General features: G+C 65.6%; 18 protein-coding genes. 8 read left to right on the forward strand and 10 right to left on the reverse strand.

Translation table 11 applies throughout. The features are described from left to right. Positions 1 to 230 precede the first annotated feature (230 nt). On the forward strand, positions 231 to 2840 hold the full coding sequence (gene acnB, locus TQ98_RS14700) for a bifunctional aconitate hydratase 2/2-methylisocitrate dehydratase (protein WP_103102970.1): 2610 nt from the start codon (positions 231 to 233) through the stop codon (positions 2838 to 2840). Between the two features lie 72 nt (positions 2841 to 2912). Here acnB and TQ98_RS14705 read toward each other — a convergent pair whose 3' ends face one another. Beyond that, positions 2913 to 4142, reverse strand: coding sequence for a cytochrome c biogenesis protein DipZ (locus tag TQ98_RS14705; protein WP_103102971.1), 1230 nt, complete (start codon positions 4140 to 4142; stop codon positions 2913 to 2915). Between the two features lie 308 nt (positions 4143 to 4450). On the opposite strand from TQ98_RS14705, the gene TQ98_RS14710 reads away from it, so the two are divergent. The 3 genes from TQ98_RS14710 (at position 4451) to TQ98_RS14720 (ending at position 7122) form a co-directional block, all read left to right on the forward strand. Beyond that, entirely contained in the window at positions 4451 to 5191 is a 741-nt protein-coding gene (locus TQ98_RS14710) for a response regulator (RefSeq protein ID WP_044874496.1), read from the forward strand. 8 nt (positions 5192 to 5199) lie between these two features. Next, entirely contained in the window at positions 5200 to 6498 is a 1299-nt protein-coding gene (locus TQ98_RS14715) for a HAMP domain-containing sensor histidine kinase (RefSeq protein ID WP_044874714.1), read from the forward strand. Positions 6499 to 6621: 123 nt separating this feature from the next. After that, positions 6622 to 7122 (forward strand): DoxX family protein, encoded by a 501-nt coding sequence (locus TQ98_RS14720; RefSeq protein WP_044874495.1) that lies wholly within the window; start codon positions 6622 to 6624, stop codon positions 7120 to 7122. 536 nt (positions 7123 to 7658) lie between these two features. Here TQ98_RS14720 and TQ98_RS14725 read toward each other — a convergent pair. The 5 genes from TQ98_RS14725 to TQ98_RS14745 form a co-directional block, all read right to left on the reverse strand. Next, positions 7659 to 8081, reverse strand: a complete 423-nt coding sequence (locus tag TQ98_RS14725) for an organic hydroperoxide resistance protein (RefSeq protein WP_044874494.1) — start codon at positions 8079 to 8081, stop codon at positions 7659 to 7661. 54 nt (positions 8082 to 8135) lie between these two features. Further along, positions 8136 to 8882, reverse strand: coding sequence for a putative DNA-binding domain-containing protein (locus TQ98_RS14730; protein WP_044874493.1), 747 nt, complete (start codon positions 8880 to 8882; stop codon positions 8136 to 8138). Beyond that, positions 8875 to 9723: a DUF692 domain-containing protein gene (locus tag TQ98_RS14735; RefSeq protein ID WP_044874492.1), complete on the reverse strand. Its 849-nt coding sequence runs from the start codon at positions 9721 to 9723 to the stop codon at positions 8875 to 8877. Before TQ98_RS14735 ends, TQ98_RS14730 begins: the two co-directional genes overlap by 8 nt. A 70-nt stretch (positions 9724 to 9793) precedes the next feature. Beyond that, positions 9794 to 10258 (reverse strand): hypothetical protein, encoded by a 465-nt coding sequence (locus TQ98_RS14740; RefSeq protein WP_044874491.1) that lies wholly within the window; start codon positions 10256 to 10258, stop codon positions 9794 to 9796. Positions 10259 to 10564: 306 nt separating this feature from the next. Then, complete coding sequence (locus TQ98_RS14745; protein ID WP_044874490.1) at positions 10565 to 11233, reverse strand: TIGR04211 family SH3 domain-containing protein; 669 nt, start codon at positions 11231 to 11233, stop codon at positions 10565 to 10567. Between the two features lie 489 nt (positions 11234 to 11722). On the opposite strand from TQ98_RS14745, the gene TQ98_RS14750 reads away from it, so the two are divergent. Then, positions 11723 to 13405: a thiamine pyrophosphate-binding protein gene (locus TQ98_RS14750; protein WP_103102972.1), complete on the forward strand. Its 1683-nt coding sequence runs from the start codon at positions 11723 to 11725 to the stop codon at positions 13403 to 13405. 225 nt (positions 13406 to 13630) lie between these two features. Here the strand turns inward: TQ98_RS14750 and TQ98_RS14755 are convergent, their stop codons facing one another. Together TQ98_RS14755 and TQ98_RS14760 are read right to left on the reverse strand one after the other, a co-directional pair. Then, positions 13631 to 14341: an SDR family NAD(P)-dependent oxidoreductase gene (locus TQ98_RS14755; RefSeq protein ID WP_044874487.1), complete on the reverse strand. Its 711-nt coding sequence runs from the start codon at positions 14339 to 14341 to the stop codon at positions 13631 to 13633. Positions 14342 to 14470: 129 nt separating this feature from the next. After that, positions 14471 to 15391 (reverse strand): LysR family transcriptional regulator, encoded by a 921-nt coding sequence (locus TQ98_RS14760; RefSeq protein WP_044874486.1) that lies wholly within the window; start codon positions 15389 to 15391, stop codon positions 14471 to 14473. A gap of 312 nt (positions 15392 to 15703) precedes the next feature. Between TQ98_RS14760 and TQ98_RS14765 the strand changes: the two genes are divergently transcribed. The 3 genes from TQ98_RS14765 (at position 15704) to TQ98_RS14775 (ending at position 17726) form a co-directional block, all read left to right on the forward strand. Next, positions 15704 to 15910 (forward strand): 4-oxalocrotonate tautomerase family protein, encoded by a 207-nt coding sequence (locus tag TQ98_RS14765; RefSeq protein WP_044874485.1) that lies wholly within the window; start codon positions 15704 to 15706, stop codon positions 15908 to 15910. Between the two features lie 87 nt (positions 15911 to 15997). Next, positions 15998 to 16645 carry a DsbA family oxidoreductase gene (locus tag TQ98_RS14770; RefSeq protein ID WP_044874484.1) on the forward strand — a complete coding sequence of 216 codons (648 nt, stop codon included), beginning with the start codon at positions 15998 to 16000 and terminating at the stop codon, positions 16643 to 16645. Positions 16646 to 16697: 52 nt separating this feature from the next. Further along, on the forward strand, positions 16698 to 17726 hold the full coding sequence (locus TQ98_RS14775) for a D-cysteine desulfhydrase family protein (RefSeq protein ID WP_044874483.1): 1029 nt from the start codon (positions 16698 to 16700) through the stop codon (positions 17724 to 17726). A 124-nt stretch (positions 17727 to 17850) separates the two neighbouring features. Here the strand turns inward: TQ98_RS14775 and TQ98_RS14780 are convergent, their stop codons facing one another. Both TQ98_RS14780 and TQ98_RS14785 read right to left on the reverse strand, forming a co-directional pair. Then, positions 17851 to 18279 carry a nuclear transport factor 2 family protein gene (locus TQ98_RS14780; RefSeq protein ID WP_044874482.1) on the reverse strand — a complete coding sequence of 143 codons (429 nt, stop codon included), beginning with the start codon at positions 18277 to 18279 and terminating at the stop codon, positions 17851 to 17853. 160 nt (positions 18280 to 18439) lie between these two features. After that, positions 18440 to 18943, reverse strand: coding sequence for a GNAT family N-acetyltransferase (locus tag TQ98_RS14785; RefSeq protein ID WP_044874481.1), 504 nt, complete (start codon positions 18941 to 18943; stop codon positions 18440 to 18442). Between the last annotated feature and the right edge of the window lie 57 nt (positions 18944 to 19000).

Below are 19000 nucleotides of genomic sequence, written 5' to 3' on the forward strand. Positions count from 1 at the left end.
GTGGAGCCATAACGGTTAAATCAGACGAAGTGTCGACAATGCACTTGCACAAAATCCTGTTTGCCAATATTTTCCGCATCCACAAGAACGCATTGTCAACAATCTAGATTAGCCGTCTACCCAACAAGAACGCGTACCCGGGAACGGACATCCGGCTGGCAACTCGAGTGGCCTCCTCGCTTGCCTGCCCTGCTCCCGGGTTCAGTTCGCGTCCGACAGGAGAAATCGCTGTGCTCGAAACCTACGCCCAACACAAGAACGCGCGTGCCGAGGAAGGCCTGCCGCCCCTCGCGCTGAACGCCGAACAGACCGCAGGCCTGGTCGAGCTGCTGAAGAACCCGCCGGTTGGCGAGGAGTCCGTTCTCCTGGACCTGATCACCAACCGCGTTCCGCCGGGCGTGGACGAAGCCGCCTACGTCAAGGCCGGCTTCCTCACCGCCATCGTCAAGGGTGAAGCCGAGTCCCCGCTGATCAGCAAGAACCGCGCGGTCGAACTGCTGGGCACCATGCAGGGCGGCTACAACATCGCCACCCTGGTCGAGCTGCTGGACAACGCCGAGCTGGCCGGTGTCGCCGCCGAACAGCTGAAGCACACCCTGCTGATGTTCGATGCCTTCCACGATGTCGCCGAGCGCGCCAAGAAGGGCAATGCTTCCGCCCAGGCCGTGCTGCAGTCCTGGGCCGATGGCGAGTGGTTCAAGGCCAAGCCGGCGCTCGCCGAGAAGATCACCCTGACCGTGTTCAAGGTGCCTGGCGAAACCAACACCGACGACCTGTCCCCCGCCCCGGACGCCTGGTCCCGCCCCGACATCCCGCTGCACGCCCTGGCCATGCTGAAGATGGCCCGCGACGGCATCGAGCCGATCCAGCCGGGCTCCGTCGGCCCGCTGCAGCAGATCGAAGCGGTCAAGGCCAAGGGCTTCCCGGTCGCCTACGTCGGTGACGTGGTCGGTACCGGTTCGTCCCGCAAGTCCGCCACCAACTCCGTGCTGTGGTTCTTCGGTGACGACATCCCGTTCGTGCCGAACAAGCGCGCCGGTGGTTTCTGCTTCGGCAACAAGATCGCGCCGATCTTCTACAACACCATGGAAGACGCCGGCGCCCTGCCGATCGAATTCGACGTCGCCAACCTCAACATGGGCGATGTGATCGACGTGTATCCCTACGCCGGGAAAGTCTGCCGTCATGGCAGCGACGAGGAACTGGCCAGCTTCGAACTGAAGACCCCGGTGCTGCTGGACGAAGTCCGCGCCGGCGGCCGTATCCCGCTGATCATCGGCCGTGGCCTGACCGAGAAGGCCCGTGCCGAACTGGGCCTGGGCGCCTCCGACCTGTTCAACATGCCGGAATCCCCGGCCGACAGCGGCAAGGGTTTCACCCTGGCGCAGAAGATGGTGGGCCGTGCCTGCGGTCTGGCAGAAGGCCAGGGCGTGCGTCCGGGCACTTATTGCGAGCCGAAGATGACCACCGTCGGCTCCCAGGACACCACCGGCCCGATGACCCGCGACGAGCTGAAAGACCTCGCCTGCCTCGGCTTCTCCGCCGACCTGGTGATGCAGTCCTTCTGCCACACCGCCGCCTATCCGAAGCCGGTGGATGTGCGCACCCACCACAGCCTGCCTGACTTCATGCGCAATCGCGGTGGCGTCTCGCTCAAGGTGGGCGACGGCATCATCCACAGCTGGCTGAACCGCATGCTGCTGCCGGACACCGTCGGCACCGGCGGTGACTCCCACACCCGCTTCCCGATCGGCATTTCCTTCCCGGCCGGCTCCGGCCTGGTCGCCTTCGCCGCCGCCACCGGCGTGATGCCGCTGGACATGCCGGAATCCGTGCTGGTGCGCTTCAAGGGCAAGATGCAGCCCGGGATCACCCTGCGTGACCTGGTGCATGCCATCCCCTACTACGCCATCCAGGCCGGCCTGCTGACCGTCGAGAAGAAGGGCAAGAAGAACATCTTCTCCGGCCGCATCCTCGAAATCGAAGGCCTCAACGAGCTGACCGTCGAGCAAGCCTTCGAACTGTCCGACGCCTCTGCCGAGCGTTCCGCCGCCGGTTGCACCATCAAGCTGCCGGAGTCGGCCATCGCCGAATACCTGCAGTCCAACATCACCCTGCTGCGCTGGATGATCGGTGAAGGCTACGGCGACGCCCGCACCCTGGAGCGTCGCGCCCAGGCGATGGAAGCCTGGCTGGCCAACCCGCAACTGCTGGAAGCCGACAAGGACGCCGAATACGCCGCGGTCATCGAGATCGACCTGGCCGACGTGAAAGAGCCCGTGCTCTGCGCGCCGAACGACCCGGACGACGCCCGCCTGCTGTCCACCGTGGCCGGCGACAAGATCGACGAGGTGTTCATCGGCTCCTGCATGACCAACATCGGTCACTTCCGCGCGGCCGGTAAGCTGCTGGACAAGGTCAAGGGCGGCATTCCGACCCGCCTGTGGCTGGCCCCGCCGACCAAGATGGACGCTCACCAGCTGACCGAGGAAGGCTACTACGGCATCTACGGCCGCGCCGGTGCGCGCATGGAAATGCCGGGCTGCTCGCTGTGCATGGGCAACCAGGCCCGCGTGCAGGCTGGCTCGACCGTGGTCTCCACCTCCACCCGTAACTTCCCCAACCGCCTGGGCGACGCCACCAACGTCTACCTGGCCTCCGCCGAGTTGGCGGCCGTGGCCTCGATCCTGGGCAAACTGCCGACCGTGGCCGAGTACATGGAATACGCGAAGAACATCGACAGCATGGCGGCCGATATCTACCGCTACCTGTCCTTCGACCAGATCGCCGAGTACAAGGAAGTCGCCGCCAACGCCAAGATCCCGGTGGTCCAGGCCTGAGCCTGACCCGGTATCCCGGCCATGAAAAAGCCCCGCCTTGAGCGGGGCTTTTTTGTCTCCGCCCAAAGACGGTCAGCCCTGGCTGCCGCCCGCCCCGGCCTGGGTCCGTTCCCGCAGCAGCGCCTGGATGATGGCTTCCTGCTCTTCGTAGTCGCCCTCACCCACGTGCAAGTGGCGCACACGCCCCTTGGCGTCGATGAAGTAATGGGCCGGCCAGTACTGGTTGGTGAAGGCATTCCAGATGCGGTACTGGTTGTCGACAGCCACCGGATGCTGAACGCCGAGCCGCTTGATGGCGTCGCGGACGTTGCTGATGATCCGCTCGAAGGGGTACTCCGGCGTGTGCACGCCAATCACCACCAGGCCCTGGTCCCCGTAGCGCTTCGCCCACTGGTTCACGTACGGCAGGCTGTTCCGGCAATTGATGCAGTCATAGGTCCAGAAATCCACCAGCACCACCTTGCCGCGCAGCGACTCCGCATCCAGCGGCGGGCCATTCAGCCATTCCGTGGCGCCGTCCAGGGACGGCATCGCGCCCAGGTCCGGCAGTTGCCCGACACCTTCCGCACGGGCGCTGCCGACCAGTTGTTCCAGCAAGGCCGGAATGCCCTCCAGCGCCTTGTGTTCCAGTGCGGTGACCAGCCGGGAAGAGCTCGCCCCGGCCAGTTGCGCGCTGGTGCCGGTGGCGATGCCGACGACCGCCAGCAGGGCCAGCACGCCAGCGCCACGTCGCAGCCATTCCACTACACCGAGGGACAGCCGCAAGCGCTGGTAAAGGCCCCGGCCGAGGAAGATCACCGCCCCGAGGGCCACGGCACTGCCCAATCCGAAGCTGAACAGCAGCAGGCTGGTATTCGCGGTCGGCCCTTGCAGCATGGCACCGGAGAGGATCAGGCCCAGAATGGGACCGGCACAGGGCGCCCACAGCAGGCCGGCAGCGCAGCCCAGCAGCCAGGACGAGAGCGCCGGGGGCAGTCGCCGGGCATCGCCCTGCAGGCGGTCACCCAGCCATACCCACGGCCGCGACAGCCAGGCGCCCACTCGCGGCGAAAGCAGGGCCAGCGCCGACAGGGCCAGCAGCCCCAGGGCCAGGTAGCGGCCGATCTGGCTGGCCCCCACCACCCACTCGCTGGACACGGTCGCCAGGCTGGCGAGCACGGCGAAGCCCGAGGCCAGGCCGGCCAGGGTCATCACCGGTGACCAGGCCGGCCCGCCTGCGCGTGACAGCAACAGGGGCAATACAGGAAGGATGCAGGGGCTGAGCAGCGTCAGCACCCCGCCGAGAAACGCAACGAGCAGCATGGGGCACCTCACGGAAAAGGGTTCAGGATCAGGCCAGCAGGCCTCGATCCAGGTAACTGCAGGGCGGATGCGCCACGGCATCCACTGGGTGCCCATTCCAGCGGTGGGAGATATCGCGGATGTGTCCGCGGCCACCGGTGATTGCCACGCCAGGTATCGGCACCTGTCCCTGATACAGGCGGATACGCAGGACGATTGTGAAAGCCCAGGTATCCAGCGGCGGCTGGATACACTGGAATACAAAGGGCGGCGGGCAAGCGTCGTGGTGCCCGATACACTAGGCCTCAACGAAATGACGAGGACTGACCATGGACCATGTCGATCACATCCTGATCGTCGACGATGATCGCGAAATCCGCGAGCTGGTCGGCAACTACCTAAAAAAGAACGGCCTGCGCGTCAGCCTGGCAGCGGATGGCCGGCAGATGCGCGCCTTCCTCGACGGCAATGCGGTGGACCTGATCGTCCTCGACATCATGATGCCGGGCGACGACGGCCTGCGCCTGTGCCGCGAGCTGCGCGTGGGCAAGCACAAGGCCACGCCGATTCTGATGCTGACGGCGCGCAACGACGAGACCGACCGCATCATCGGCCTGGAAATGGGCGCCGACGACTACCTGACCAAGCCCTTCTCCGCCCGCGAGTTGCTGGCCCGGATCAACGCCGTGCTGCGGCGGACCCGCATGCTGCCGCCGAACCTGCAGATCAGCGAGAGCAGCCGGCTGATCGGCTTCGGCCAGTGGCGCCTGGACACCAGCGCGCGCCATCTGCTGGACGAACAGGGCACCATGGTCGCCCTGAGTGGCGCCGAATACCGGCTGCTGCGGGTATTCGTCGACCACCCGCAGCGGGTGCTCAGCCGCGAGCAACTGCTCAACCTCACCCAGGGCCGCGAGGCGGACATCTTCGACCGTTCCATCGATCTGTTGGTCAGCCGGTTGCGCCAGCGCCTGCAGGACGACGCCCGCGAGCCCGCCTACATCAAGACGGTGCGCAGCGAGGGCTACGTCTTCTCGCTGCCCGTGCAACTGATCGAGCCGAGCGAATGATGTCGCCGCTGCGCTGGCCGCGCACCCTGGCCGCTCGCCTGGCGCTGATCTTCTTCAGCGGCCTGGTGCTCGCCTACGGGCTGTCCTTCGGCTCGCAGTTCTACGAGCGCTACCAGACCGGGCGCGACGTGATGCTGGGCAACCTGGAAACCGACGTCAGCACCGCCGTCGCCCTGCTCGACCGCCTGCCGGCGGAGGAACGGGCCGCCTGGCTGCCGATGCTGGAGCGGCGCAATTACCGCTATCGGCTGGACGAAGGCCTGCCCGGAAAACCGATTGAGACGGCAGAGGCGCCGATGGCGGCGAACACCATCCAGCGGGCCGTTGGCGAGCGCTTCCCCCTGCGCTTCGAGAGCATTCCCGGGCCGACCCCGCACTTCCAGGCCCACCTGCGCCTCAGCGACGGCCGCCCCCTGACCCTGGACGTCACGCCCGGTCCCATACCGGTGGCCAAGTGGCTGCCCGTGGTGTTGCTGGTGCAACTCGCCCTGCTGCTGTTCTGCACCTGGGTGGCGGTGCGCATGGCGATCCGCCCGCTGACCCGGCTCGCCCATGCCGTAGACCACCTCGACCCGGACAGCCCCGGCCCGCAACTGGACGAGCACGGCCCACAGGAGGTGGTTTATGCCGCCCGTGCCTTCAATGCCCTGCAGGACCGCATCGCCGCCTACCTGAAGGAACGTATCCAGTTGCTGGCGGCCATCTCCCACGATCTGCAGACCCCCATCACACGAATGAAGCTACGTGTCGAACAGATGGACACCTCCACCGAGCGCGAGCGCCTGTGGAGCGACCTGAACGAAATGCAGCACCTCGTGAAGGAAGGCGTCGCCTATGCACGCAGCATGGACGGTGGCAGCGAGGCCGTCTGCCGGGTGGACCTCGATGCGTTTCTCGACAGTCTGGTCTGCGACTACCAGGACAGCGGCCAGGCGGTCAGCCTCGAAGGCAGCAGCGGCGTGTTGCTGGAAACCCGCCCCCACGCCCTGCGCCGGGTGCTGGGCAACCTGATCGACAACGCCCTGAAATTCGGTGGCAGCGCCCACCTGGAAGTGCAACCTGATGTACAGGGCAAGGTGCAGGTGCGGGTGCTGGACAACGGCCCCGGCATCCCCGAAGACGCGCTGGTCGAGGTGTTCAAACCCTTCTACCGGGTGGAAAGCTCGCGCAACCGCAGCACCGGCGGCACCGGCCTGGGCCTGGCCATCGCCCAACAGTTGAGCCTGGCCCTGGGCGGCCAGCTCAGCCTGCAAAACCGCGAAAGCGGCGGCCTGTGCGCACAACTGGAACTGCGGCCCGCGCCCTGAACGCGTTGTACAAAGCCATACACAGAGCCCCCTGCCAGACACATCCGGGACAAGCCGCCCTGAGAGCATGCAACCACCCGCAACGGCATCCCGCCGTCGCACTCCGGCCAAGGAGCATGCCCCATGAACAGCGTTGCACTGTCCCCGATCAGAAATGCCTTTACTCAGCTCGACCGTCTCGGCGCCTGGAGCGCCGACCTGCCCCTGCGCCTGTTCCTGGCCTGGGAATTCCTGGAATCCGGCCTGGAAAAATGGAACGGCGAAAACTGGTTCACGGACATCCAGTCCGCCTTTCCCTTCCCCTTCGACCTCCTGCCCGCTGGCCTGAACTGGCAGATGTCCATGTGGATCGAACTGATCGCCCCCGCGCTGCTGCTGCTCGGGCTGGGCACTCGCCTTGCATCCGCGGTGCTGATGGTGATGACGGTGGTGGCCATCGCCGCCGTGCACTGGCCGGCTCACTGGTCGAGCCTGGCGGAACTGGCCATGGGTTACTCCATCAGCGACAAGGGCTTCGGCAACTACAAGCTGCCCCTGATCTACCTGGTGGCCCTGGTACCCCTGGTGCTCAAGGGCTCCGGCCGACTCAGCCTGGACGCCCTGCTGTTCCGCCAAAAGGCCTGACCCGATTCAACAAAAAAGCCCGCGCATCCCTTGGGGTGCGCGGGCTTTTTATTGGCAGGATCGACACCGCGTAACGCTAAACCACCGGTGCGCACGGCGCACCCTACCGACCCGGCTCCTCCGCTCCCATGCCCTCGGCACATGGCCAACCGCAGGGTGCGCTGCGCGCACCAATAACGGAATCAACACCGCGTAACGTCCAACCACCGCTGCACACGGCACACCCTACCGACCCGGCTCCTCCGCTCCTATGCCCTCGGCACATGGCCAACCGTAGGGTGCGCTGCGCGCACCAATAACGGAATCAACACCGCGTAACGTCCAACCACCGCTGCACACGGCACACCCTACCGACCCGGCTCCTCCGCTCCTATGCCCTCGGCACATGGCCAACCGTAGGGTGCGCTGCGCGCACCAATAGCAGACCCCACACCGAGAAACGTTCAACCCCCGATGCGCAAAAAGGCCTTACCCCATCCAGCAAAAAGCCCGCGCATCTGGACGGATGCGCGGGCTTTTTTGTTCGCAACGGCCACTCAGGGAATGTTGAAGGTCACCTCGATATTGCCGCGAGTCGCCTTGGAATACGGGCAGAGCTGGTGCGCTGCATCCACCAGCTTCGCCTTGTCTTCCGCCGCCAGGCCCGGCAGCTCCACGGTCAAGGTCGCCGCCAGGGCGAAGCCGCCGTCGGCCGTGTTTCCCAGGGCGATGTCGGCCGCTACCGCCACGTCGTCGGGCAGGCGAATCGACAGGCTCTGCCCGGCGCGGCGCAGGGCGCCGATAAAGCAGGCCGACCAGCCGACGCCGAGCAGCTGTTCCGGATTGGTGCCGGGACGTCCCGAGCCGGGCGGGCTCAGACGCACTTGCAGCTCGCCGTCAGAGGATTTGCCCTGGCCATCGCGGCCACCGGTGGTGCGGGTCTGGCCGGTGTAGAGGGTTTTCTCCAGGATTGCGGTCATCTCAGTGTCTCCAGTGGTGAAGTGGGCCGGGGAAAATCGGCACCGGGTTGCGTGTCAGGCGCGGGTGCCCAGCACCACGCCCTGCTCGCGCAGGTTTACCAGCAAGGCCAGGCCCTGCGACAGGATGGCTTGGCGGTCGGCGCCAATGGCGTCGGCCAGCTGGTGCAGGTGTTCGCGGCCGCTGCATGCCTGTTCCTGCAACGAGGACAGCAGTGCATGGGCCAGGGGGGCCAGGCGCGAGAAATGCACCTTGTGGTCGGCCTTGCGCTGGGCCAGCAACAGGCTGGGCTGGGCCGGCGCCTGGTCGGGCTGATAGCCGGGGCTGATCTCACTCACCGGCCACTGATAGGCCAAGGGCCAGGCCAGGCTGGATACCAGCGGCACACCCTCCAGCAAATCGCCGTCCGGGTCATGTGCCGGTTCGTCCGCGTCGCTGAGCAGCAGCGCACTTTCCACCCACTCGTAATGGGCCAGTTCCGCCAGCCACGCCGGCAGGCCCGCAAGCTCGCCCGCACCCTCGTCGAGGAAGGCAACGAACTCGCCGGCCATTTCGGTGAACAACGGCGTGCTGCAGCGATAGTCGGCATAGAAGGTTCGCACCAGCAACTGCCATTGCCCCGCCGGCAGGCTCGCGCGGATCACCGGGAAGCCCCCTGACAGCAGGGATTCGACATTGCCGAAAAACAGCTCCCGGTACACCGCCAGCCGGCGCGCCTCGATGCCCGGTGGTGGTTCATGGTGCTCTGGGTCGCGCACGTGGCGGGCCATGGTCATCAGCTGTTGGTGGAGGAGCTCAGGCATAACGCACCTCCGGCAGCACCAGCGTGGCCCTCTGCCGGGAGCGGATCTGCTCCACCTCGGCCAGCAGTTCGCCCAGGGGCGGGAAATTGAAATCACGCTCCAGCAAGGTCGGCAGAGGGCCGAACCGCTGGTAGGCCTGCTCCAGCAGGGTCCAGACATCGCCTTTCACGGTTGCGCCGTGGGTGTCGATCTTCAGGTCCGGCGCCTCGTCGTAATGCCCCGCCACATGCAGGCTGACCACCCGCTGCGCCGGAATCGCAGCCAGGTACTGGCCGGCGTCATAGCCATGGTTGATGGCGTTGACGAAGAGGTTGTTGACGTCCAGCAGCAGGTCGCAGTCGGCCTCCTCCAACACCGCGCGGAGGAAATCGATCTCGCTCAGCGCCTGGTAAGGCGCGGCGTAGTAGGAAATGTTCTCCACCGCGATGCGCCGGCCCAGGGCGTCCTGTGCCTGGCGGATGCGCGCGGCGACGTGGCGCACCGCCTCGTCGGTAAAGGGCAACGGCAGCAGGTCGTAGAGCTGGCCGTCATCGGAGCAGTAGCTCAGGTGTTCGCTGTACAGGGCGACGCGGTGGCGGTCGAGAAACTGCCGGGTGCGCCGCAGCAGGTGGCCATCCAGCGGCGATGGGCCGCCAAGGGACAACGACAGTCCATGGCAACTCAGGGGGATGCGTTCGGCGAGTGTCGCCAGGGATTCGCCGTAGGCGCCGCCGACATCGATCCAGTTGTCCGGGGCGCACTCCAGGAAATCCACGGCGCCGGCGTCCATCGCGAGCAGTTCGGGGATCAGGGCACGGCGCAGCCCCAGGCCGGCACCGTGGATGGATGGGACAGAGGTCATGGGCATTCTCCTGAAGGCGAAGTCCCCCTCCCCGGCACGCGCACAGGGAGGGAGGTACGACGGAGCCGGATCAGTTCTTGGCCTGGCTCAGCTTGGTGAACAGCTCGGTGGGCACTTTCTTGCCGTTGGAGATGTACTGGTTGGTGCGGAACTTGTAGACCTCGCCCTCGGACAGGTAACCGTCCTTGTTGGTGTCCATGGCGATGAATTCCGCCTCACCCTGCGGGGCCACGGTCAGGAGTTCCTGGCGGGAAACGCGACCGTCGTCATCGGTGTCGGTGCGGGCGAAGGACGCATCGCCGCACTTGCCTTCACCACACTTGCCTTCGGCCTGGGTGGCCTTGGCGCTGGCGCCGCTGGCACCACACTTGCCTTCGCCACACTTGCCCTCGCCGGCTTTATCCGCGGCGGCGAGTTGGTAGCCCTGGGGCAGCGCCTCCACGGCGAAAGCGCTGGAGGCCATGTTGATGCCGCCGGCCAGGGCGACAGCGATCAGGCCAATACGAGTCTTGGTCGAGAACTGGTTACGGGACATGGTGTTTCTCCGGATGCTGTGCGCGGCGGTGCCGCGCGGGTCATGCCACAAGGGCGTTGAAACCCTGGACCGAGGCGCTTGGGCTTCCTCGTTCGGGTGTGGCTATTTCGCCTCAGGCGTGTATCCGCGGCGTATCCGGGAGACGGAACATTTGTATGCCAACCCGCGGGCAACGAATCCGGATACAAAGGGATACGTCGCAGCTGGGGCGGGTCAGGGAAGTCGTGCGGGAGAGAGGAGATCGGGCCGCGTCAACGGCCCCGGGATGGGCATTGCGCCCATCCCGATGGATCGGTTGTCAGCGAGTCAGACCCACTGATCATTACGCTTGCGCCGCACCCGCAGCAGGGTCGGCAGGATCAGACCGGCGAGCAGCCCGGCACCGGCGATGCTGCCGCCATAGACCATGTAGCGCATCAGCACTTGTTTGTTTTCATCGCCCAGTTGGGCCTGAGCGTCGCGCAGTTCGGAGCGGGCCTGGTTGAGCTCCCCGTCCAGCTTCGCACGCGCCGCCTGCAACTCGTCGATCAGCGCCTTGCGCGAATCCAGCGTCTCCTGCATGCCCTGCACGCGGGTCTTCCAGGTGTCGTTGATGCCTGCCAGCTCGGTGGTGAGTGCAGCGACCTTCTGTTCCAGCTGCGGCAGGCGCTCCACCTGGCCGGGCACCTCCTGCAGATCGCGACTGGCGATCCACACGGCGTTGCCGCTCTCGCCGCGCACCTGGCTGTAATCCCCCTGGGTGCGCAACAGTTCCACCTTCTGCCCGGAGGTGAGCGTGCCGACGATGCGGTAGCCATCAGTCGGGCCGCTGCGCACATAGGTACTCAGGCTATCACTCACCCAGCGCGCGTTGCCGGCGGTTTCCTCGGCCTGCGCCGGGGCACCGGCCGCCAGCAGCCCCCCAAGCAGGCAGGCACCGAGGGCGCGGGTCTGGAGCGTGGAAACACGGGCGGAGAAAAGACGGGATAGGGACATGGGTAATCTTCACTTGGCGATGGGACGAAACCCCGCGAACGGGCAAGTTAAACGCCGGCCAGGCGAATGGGTCGTGAACAGGGACGCGATCAAGGTGGAGCGGGACGCGGCGCAGTCGCCCAGCTAGCGAATGGCCATGCAATCCGCCCGGCGGGCCGACTGCTGACAGACATCGCGTGATTGGAATGAGTTCAGTCGGGGCGATGGGCGTGAAATGGGAGGTGTTCCCGGCCGGCGCGGCATGCGCTGGGCTCCGATCGCCGTTGGAGGCTGATGCGCCCCGCGCTCCACTTATTCCCGGTTGGAATGGAATGGTGAGGAGATGTCGTTTGTGCAGGGCACGGATGCTGCGGAGAATCCGGGCAATGCCGCCGGTTCGATGGAGCGCCCCGGGGTGGTCCGGCTATCGACAATCACGCGATGGCCGGCAGAACGCCGGGGAGCCCAGATCGCAACCGACTCAACTGCCCATCTGCCCAAGGAGCCCCCATGAACCTGCCCATCGAAAGCCGCAACGGCGGCCGAATTCTGGTCGATGCCCTGCGTATCCACGGCGTCGAACGCGCCTTCTGCGTGCCCGGTGAAAGCTACCTGGCGGTGCTGGACGCACTCTACGACGCCCGGGAGCAGATCGATCTTGTGGTCTGCCGGCAGGAAGGCGGCGCCGCCTACATGGCCGAAGCCTACGGCAAGCTGACGGGCAAGCCCGGCATCTGCTTCGTGACCCGCGGCCCCGGCGCCACCAACGCATCCGTGGGTGTGCACACGGCCTTCCAGGATTCGACGCCGATGATCCTCTTCATCGGCCAGGTGGCACGGGACCAGCGGGACCGCGAGGCCTTCCAGGAAATCGACTTCCGCGCCATGTATGCGCCCCTCGCCAAATGGGTGGTGGAGATCGACGACGCCCGACGCATTCCCGAACTGGTGAGCCAGGCCTTCCACCGCGCCATGAACGGCCGCCCCGGCCCGGTGGTGGTGGCGCTGCCGGAGGACATGCTGACCGAGGTGGTGGAGGTGGCCGACGCCGGTCCCGCCCGTGCGATCGAACCCCAGGCCAGCGCGACGGACATCCAGGCACTCGGCCAACTGCTGCAGCAGGCTGAGCGCCCGCTGATGATTGTCGGCGGTGGTGGCTGGAACGCCGGTGCGGTCGCGGACATCCGCCGCTTCGCGGAGCGCCACGACCTGCCAGTCGCCGCCTCCTTCCGCTGCCAGGACCTGTTCGACAACACCCACCCCAACTACGCCGGCGACCTGGGCTTCGCCGCCGGGCCGAAGCTGGTCCAGGCGGTGAAGGACGCCGACCTGCTGCTGGTGGTTGGCGCACGGCTGGGCGAGGTGTCCACCAACGGCTACACCTCCGTGGAAATTCCGGTGCCCCGACAAAACCTGGTGCATGTCCACGCCGGCATCGAGGAACTGGGCCGGGTCTATCAGCCCGCTCTCGGCATCAATAGCGGCATGACTGCCTTCGCCAAACTGGCGGCCGAGCTGCCTGCAACCGACAGCGCACGCCGGGCGGACTGGACCCGCACACTCAATCGCAACTACCGGGACAACCTCGTGGCCACGCCCTCCCCGGGCCCTGTGCAGATGGCCGAGATCATCGGCTGGCTACGCGACCACCTGCCCACCGACGCCATCCTCACCAATGGCGCGGGCAACTATGCGGTGTGGGTGCAGCGCTTCTACCAGTTCCGCCAGTTCCGCACCCAGCTCGGGCCTACCAACGGTTCCATGGGCTATGGCGTACCAGCGGCGGTGGCGGCCAAGATCACCTGCCCGGAGCGCATGGTGGTGTCGTTCTCCGGCGATGGCTGCTTCCTCATGAATGGCCAGGAAATCGCCACGGCGGCGCACTACGGCGCCAATGTCATTTTCATCGTGGTCAACAATGGCATGTACGGCACCATCCGCATGCACCAGGAGCGCAATTACCCCGGGCGGGTCAGCGGCACCGACCTGCACAACCCGGACTTCGCCGCCCTGGCGCAGGCTTATGGGCTGCACGGGGAAACCGTGGAAAGCACGGACGCGTTCGCGGCGGCCTTCGAGCGCAGCGCCAAGGCCGGCCGCCCGGCCCTGATCGAAGTCCGCATCGACCCGGAAGCCATCACGCCCCGCCAGTCCCTCAGCCAGATCCGCAGCGAAGCGCAGGGCAAGCGCTGACGCAGAAAGCCCCGGCGCCATAAGCGCCGGGGCTTGCCGGTCGAGCCGCTATTCCAGGTGGTATTTCTCCCGGACCAGATGGCCGATGCCCATGCGGTCGGGGGTGTCCATGTGACCATCGGTCCTGGCCGCGTGAAGTTCTTCATGGGTCAGGCCATGAGGCATCTGCCAGCCCACCCAAAAAACAGCGCCGCCGACCTCGATCGGCGACGCTGCGCACCGGCCTCAATGACCGGCGCTCTGGCCTCCATCCACGTGCAGGATTTCACCGGTGACGAAACCGGCGGTGTCCAGATAGACGATGGCCTGCGCGATGTCACTCATCTCGCCCATGTGCCCGACCGGGTGCAGCCGGCCCAGCGCCTCATGGGTTTCCACGGCGTGCATTGGGGTCTTGATGATGCCGGGAGACACCGCGTTCACCCGAATGCCGCGCTTGGCGTATTCGATGGCCAGGGACTTGGTGGCCGCGTTGATGCCGCCCTTGGTCAACGACGCCAGGACCGAGGGCACACCGTCGATAGCGTGGTCCACCAGCGTGGTGGTGATGCTGACAATGTGGCCGCTACCCTGCTTTTCCATCTCACGGATCGCGTGTTGGGAAATGTGGAAGAAGCCACCGAGGTTCACCGCCAGCACCGCGGCATAATCTTCGGCGGTGTAGTCGGTGAACGGCTTGGCGACGAAGATCCCGGCGTTGTTGACCAGGCTGTCGATGCGGCCGAAACGCGCCACGCCTTCACGGATCACGCGTTCGGCGGTCGCCGGGTCGGCGATGTCGCCCGCCACGGCGAGGATGTCCGGGTCATCGGACGGCTTGATCGAACGCGACGTGGCGACCACCCGGTAATCGAGATCACGGAAGGCCTTTACCACGGCGGCGCCAATACCTTGGGAAGCACCGGTGACGACAACGACTTTGCTTGAATTGCTCATGATCAACCTCCGAACGTACTGGGGATGGACAGGTGTTGGAGGCGACTGTAGGACGCAGTCTCAGAGCGATAAAGGCGGGTTTTTACACATCATTAGTGACGTGATGTAACGAGTTCGCAGGAGGGCCGTTCAGACCTTCCACTCGCGCTTGCACTCCATCAGGAAGTCGACGAAGGCGCGCAGGCGTAGCGGGACATGGCGGCCGTGGGGGTACAGCAGGGTGTACGGACGGGAACGTCCGCCGAATTCCTGGAGAACTTCCACCAGCGAGCCCTCTTCCAGCTCCCGATCGACGATGAAGCGATAGGTCTGGAACAGGCCGGCGCCGTGCTTGGCCAGCGTCACGCCGCCGAGGACGTCGTCGGAGCAACAGTAATTGCCGCTGGCGAAGATCTCCCTCTCCTTGCCGTTCTCGGTGAACAGCCAGGAAATGCGCCGCCCGCTGCTGGGCAGTTCGAACTGGATGCAATCGTGCTGTTCGAGGTCCTCCAGGGCGGTGGGGGTGCCAGCCCTGGCCAGGTATTCCGGGGTGGCGATCACCACCAGCCGTGCATCTTCGAGGTGCCGGGCGATGAGCGTCGAGTCGGGCTGGGCGCGCACGCGGATCGCCAGATCGTAGCCCTCGGCCACGAAATCGATGTTGCGGTTGCTCAGGTTGACATCGATCTTCACGCCCGGATGCCGCTCCCTGAAGCGCGCCAGGAGCGGCAGGATGCGGTAGTGGCCGTAGGTCGTGGGAATGCTGATGCGCAACTCGCCGGAAGGTTCGAGCTGCTTGCCCATCACTTCGCGTTCAGCCTCCACCAGTTGGGTCAGTGCCTGGCGGCATTGCTCGAAGTAGGCACGACCGCTTTCGGTCAGGCGAATGCTGCGGGTCGTCCTGACGAACAGACGCGTTCCCAGGCGTTCCTCCAGCCTTGAAATCGACCGGCTGACCGCCGCCGGGGTAACCCCCGCCGACAGCGCCGCAGCCGTGAAACTGCCCTCCTCCGCGGCGAGACAGAAGAGTTCGATACTGCCCAACTGGATGTCATCGAAGTGGCGCTTCATGATTCATTACACCGCGTATCAACTGAAGTATTTGAGCCTATATTTATTCACCAAACCGGCACAAATATAGTTCAGCCCAAGCCGTCACAGCCCTACTGCTACCGCACACGTCCAGCATGCCTGATGGCGGATAGCGAGGATCTGAAAGCCTGGACGCAGCGCGCCTCCACGAGGCCAGTCAAACCCGTGGTGGATACGTTGCTTCCTCTCAGCGAAGCCGCCCTGGCCCATGAGCGGGTGGCGGCAATCCCTGCCAAGGGCGGCGTTGTCCTGCTGCCCTGGTGTCACTCGTCTCCTCCAAGGAGGTTCAAGATGCCGTTCGTAAGCGTTCGTATCACCCGTGACGGAGTTACCCGGGAACAAAAGGCCCAGGTCATCGCCGAGATCACCGAAACCCTGCAGCGCGTGCTGGGCAAGCGCCCCGACCTCACCCATATCGTCATCGAGGAAGTCGACACCGATAACTGGGGCTACGCCGGGATGACCACCACCGAGTACCGAAAGAACCAGCCTGGCTGACCGGTATCCCACCCTTCCCGCCCGGCCTCTGGTCGGGCGGGAAACCGGCCCGTTCCATCGATCCGCAGACGCAACAGAGCAACCGCCATGAGCACAGCCATACGCATCGATTTCATCTCCGACCTGGTCTGCCCCTGGTGCGCCATCGCCCTCGGCGCACTGGAACAGGCCCTGGAGCGCCTGCCGCCGGACCTGGCGGTGGACCTCAACTTCGAGCCGTTCGAGCTGAATCCGAGCATGCCTGCCGCCGGCCAGAACGCGGTCGAGCACATCATGCAGAAGTACGGCAGCAGCGCCGAAGACATCGCCCGCAGCCAGGAACACATCCGCGCGCTTGGGCGAGACGTGGGTATCCAGTTCGATCTTGCGAAGCGAACGCACTTCTTCAACACCTTCGACAGCCATCGGCTGATGCACTGGGCGAAGACCAGGGGCCAGGAGCACCGCCTTGCCCAGGCGCTGTTCCGCGCCTACTTCACCGATGGCCGGAACATCAGCGACCACGAGACGTTGGCCGAACTGGCCGACGAGGCCGGTCTTCCCCGCGAACAGGCACTGGAGGTGTTGACCTCCGGCCAGTTTGGCGAGGAGGTGAAGGCGCGCGAGCACTTCTACACCAGCCGAGGCGTCCACGGCGTTCCCGCCATCCTCCTCAACGGCCGGCAACTGATCAGCGGTGCCCAACCGGCGGACTACTTCGAGCAGGCGTTGCTTCAGGTCGCCGCAGGTACCTGAGCGCCAAGTGCCCCTCCCCTCCAGCGCCCCTTTCATCCAGGAGAAAACGTCCATGTCACATGACCTGACTCGCCTCGAAGCGGCGCTTGCGCGCTACCCAAGGGTGACGTTGCTGGAGGGCCCGACACCCCTCCAGAAGCTGTCCCGATTGAGTGCGCTGCCGGACATGAATGGCTGCACGCTCTACGTGAAGCGCGATGACCTGACCGGCCTGGGTGGTGGCGGCAACAAGCTGCGCAAGCTGGAGTTCCTCCTTGGCGAAGCGCTGGCCCAAGGTGCCGACACCCTGGTCACCTGGGGCGGCCTGCAATCCAACCATGCGCGGCTGACCGCCGCAGTCGCAGCGCGCCAAGGCCTCGCCTGTGAACTGATCCTGACCCAATCCGGGGTCCGGACGGACGACGACTACCGCCTGAACGGTAACGTCCTGCTGGACGGATTGTTCGGCCCAACGATCCACCGCCTGCCCCAGGGCGCCGCCCCCGAGCCGTTTGCTGCCGACCTGGTGGAGCAGCTGGAACGGCAAGGCAGGAAGCCCTTCGTCATGCCGCTGGGTGGGTCCAGTCCCACGGGTTGTCTGGGCTATGCCGCGTGCGCCGCCGAAATCCTCCATCAGGGCAATGCCCTTGGGCTTCAATTCGACCGGATCATCGTCCCCAACGGCAGCAGCGGGACCCACTCCGGCCTGTTGGCGGGTCTCACCGAAGCGCGGTCATCGACTCGAATCACCGGATTCACGGTCCTGGGAACCCAGGAGCAGGCATACGCCGCGACCCTCGACAAGACCCGGCAAGTCCTGCAGTTGCTCGACGATTCCACGTCGCTGTCGGGCGAAACACTCAGCATCGACGGCAGCCAGCGGGGCGACGCCTACGGCGTTCCAACCGAAGCGATGCGAGAAGCAACCCGGCTGCTGGCGTCCCATGAAGGCCTGCTGACAGACCCCGTGTACGGCGGGAAGGCCTTCGCCGGTCTGCTGGCATCCGTGCGCAACGGAGCGTTCCCGGCGGGCAGCCATCTGCTCTTCCTGATGACGGGTGGGCTGCCGGGCATTTTTGCCTATCGCTCTGCCTATGACTGAGCGAGCGCCCAGCACTTGGCTGGCCGTAGGGTGCGCTATGCGCACCAATAGCGACGTTCAACCACCGGTGCGCACGGCGCACCCTACCCGGTCGGCTTCGTCGCGCCACCCGAACGACGCGAAGTCAGGCCTTGGCGGCCGCCAGGTAAGCGCCCAGGCGCCGGCCCATCTCTTCGCCCAGCGCCTGCAGGCCGCTCATGGGACGGACCATGACCTCGAAGTCGACGATCTTGCCGTGCTCGTCGAAACGGATCATGTCGATGCCCTTCAGCTCGCGCCCATTGACCCGGGCGCTGAATTCCAGCACCACGCTGAGGCTGTCAGCGGTCGCCAGCTGGCGGTGATAGGTGAAGTCGCCGAATACCTGCAGCACGGTGTTGAGGATGGTCGAAACCACCACCGGCCCCGGATACGGCGTGTGGGCCATGGGCGAACGGAACACCACATTCGGCCCCAGGAGCTGGGGCAGCTCGGTGAGGTCGCTCCGGGCGATCATGTCGTGCCAGCGTTGCAGCGAAGCGGCGGCCTGGGGATGCAGGGTCAGTTCGGACATCGTGTCTTCCTCTCGATCATTCTTGTTGTGGCGGCCCGCGCGGCGCCCGTGGAGGCGCGTGGCAATCCGGTGCGAAAGGACGATACGACCCGCAATCCTCCCGGCTCAATGATCGAAATTGACAGTTGAATGATCGTGCCGAACAACCGTTCCGGCCCGTTCAGTGGAGCGCTCGCGTCACCAGGAAGCTCAGCAGTTGCGGATCGTCATCCAGGTCGATGGTGTGCGCCGGACGCGGCAGTCCGTCCAGCACGGCCAGCCAGAAGGCCAGGGCCGCTTCATCCTGCTGGTAGAAACGCACCAGCCAGTCCTCCTCCCCACTGGTCAGTACCTGCGTGACCACAGCCCGGCCGATGCCCTGACGACGGTACTTCTTGAGGATGAACAGGTCCGCCAGCTCCAGGGCATCGAGCCCCGGCAACTCGCTACGCTCGACCAGCAGGAAGCCGGCAATGAAGCCGTCCACCAGGATCAGGTTGGCGCTCCATTGCGGCTCCTGCCAGTAGCGCACCAGATGATCTTCGTGGATGTAGAAGCGGCCGTCGGCCTCCACGTCTTCCTGCTCCCAGTCCGAGGACTCGTAGGCATAGAACTGGTAGAGGTTGCGGATCAGATCGGCATGTTCCGGGCCGGTCTGCACCAGTTCGACCGGGGCGCCGGTCATGGTTGTGCCTCGTGGAGGGGGGCGTCTGGAATCGATGGCATAAACGTCTCGATGCTG

Origin of the sequence: Pseudomonas sp. LFM046 (assembly GCF_000949385.2) — a bacterium.
Lineage (GTDB): Bacteria > Pseudomonadota > Gammaproteobacteria > Pseudomonadales > Pseudomonadaceae > Metapseudomonas.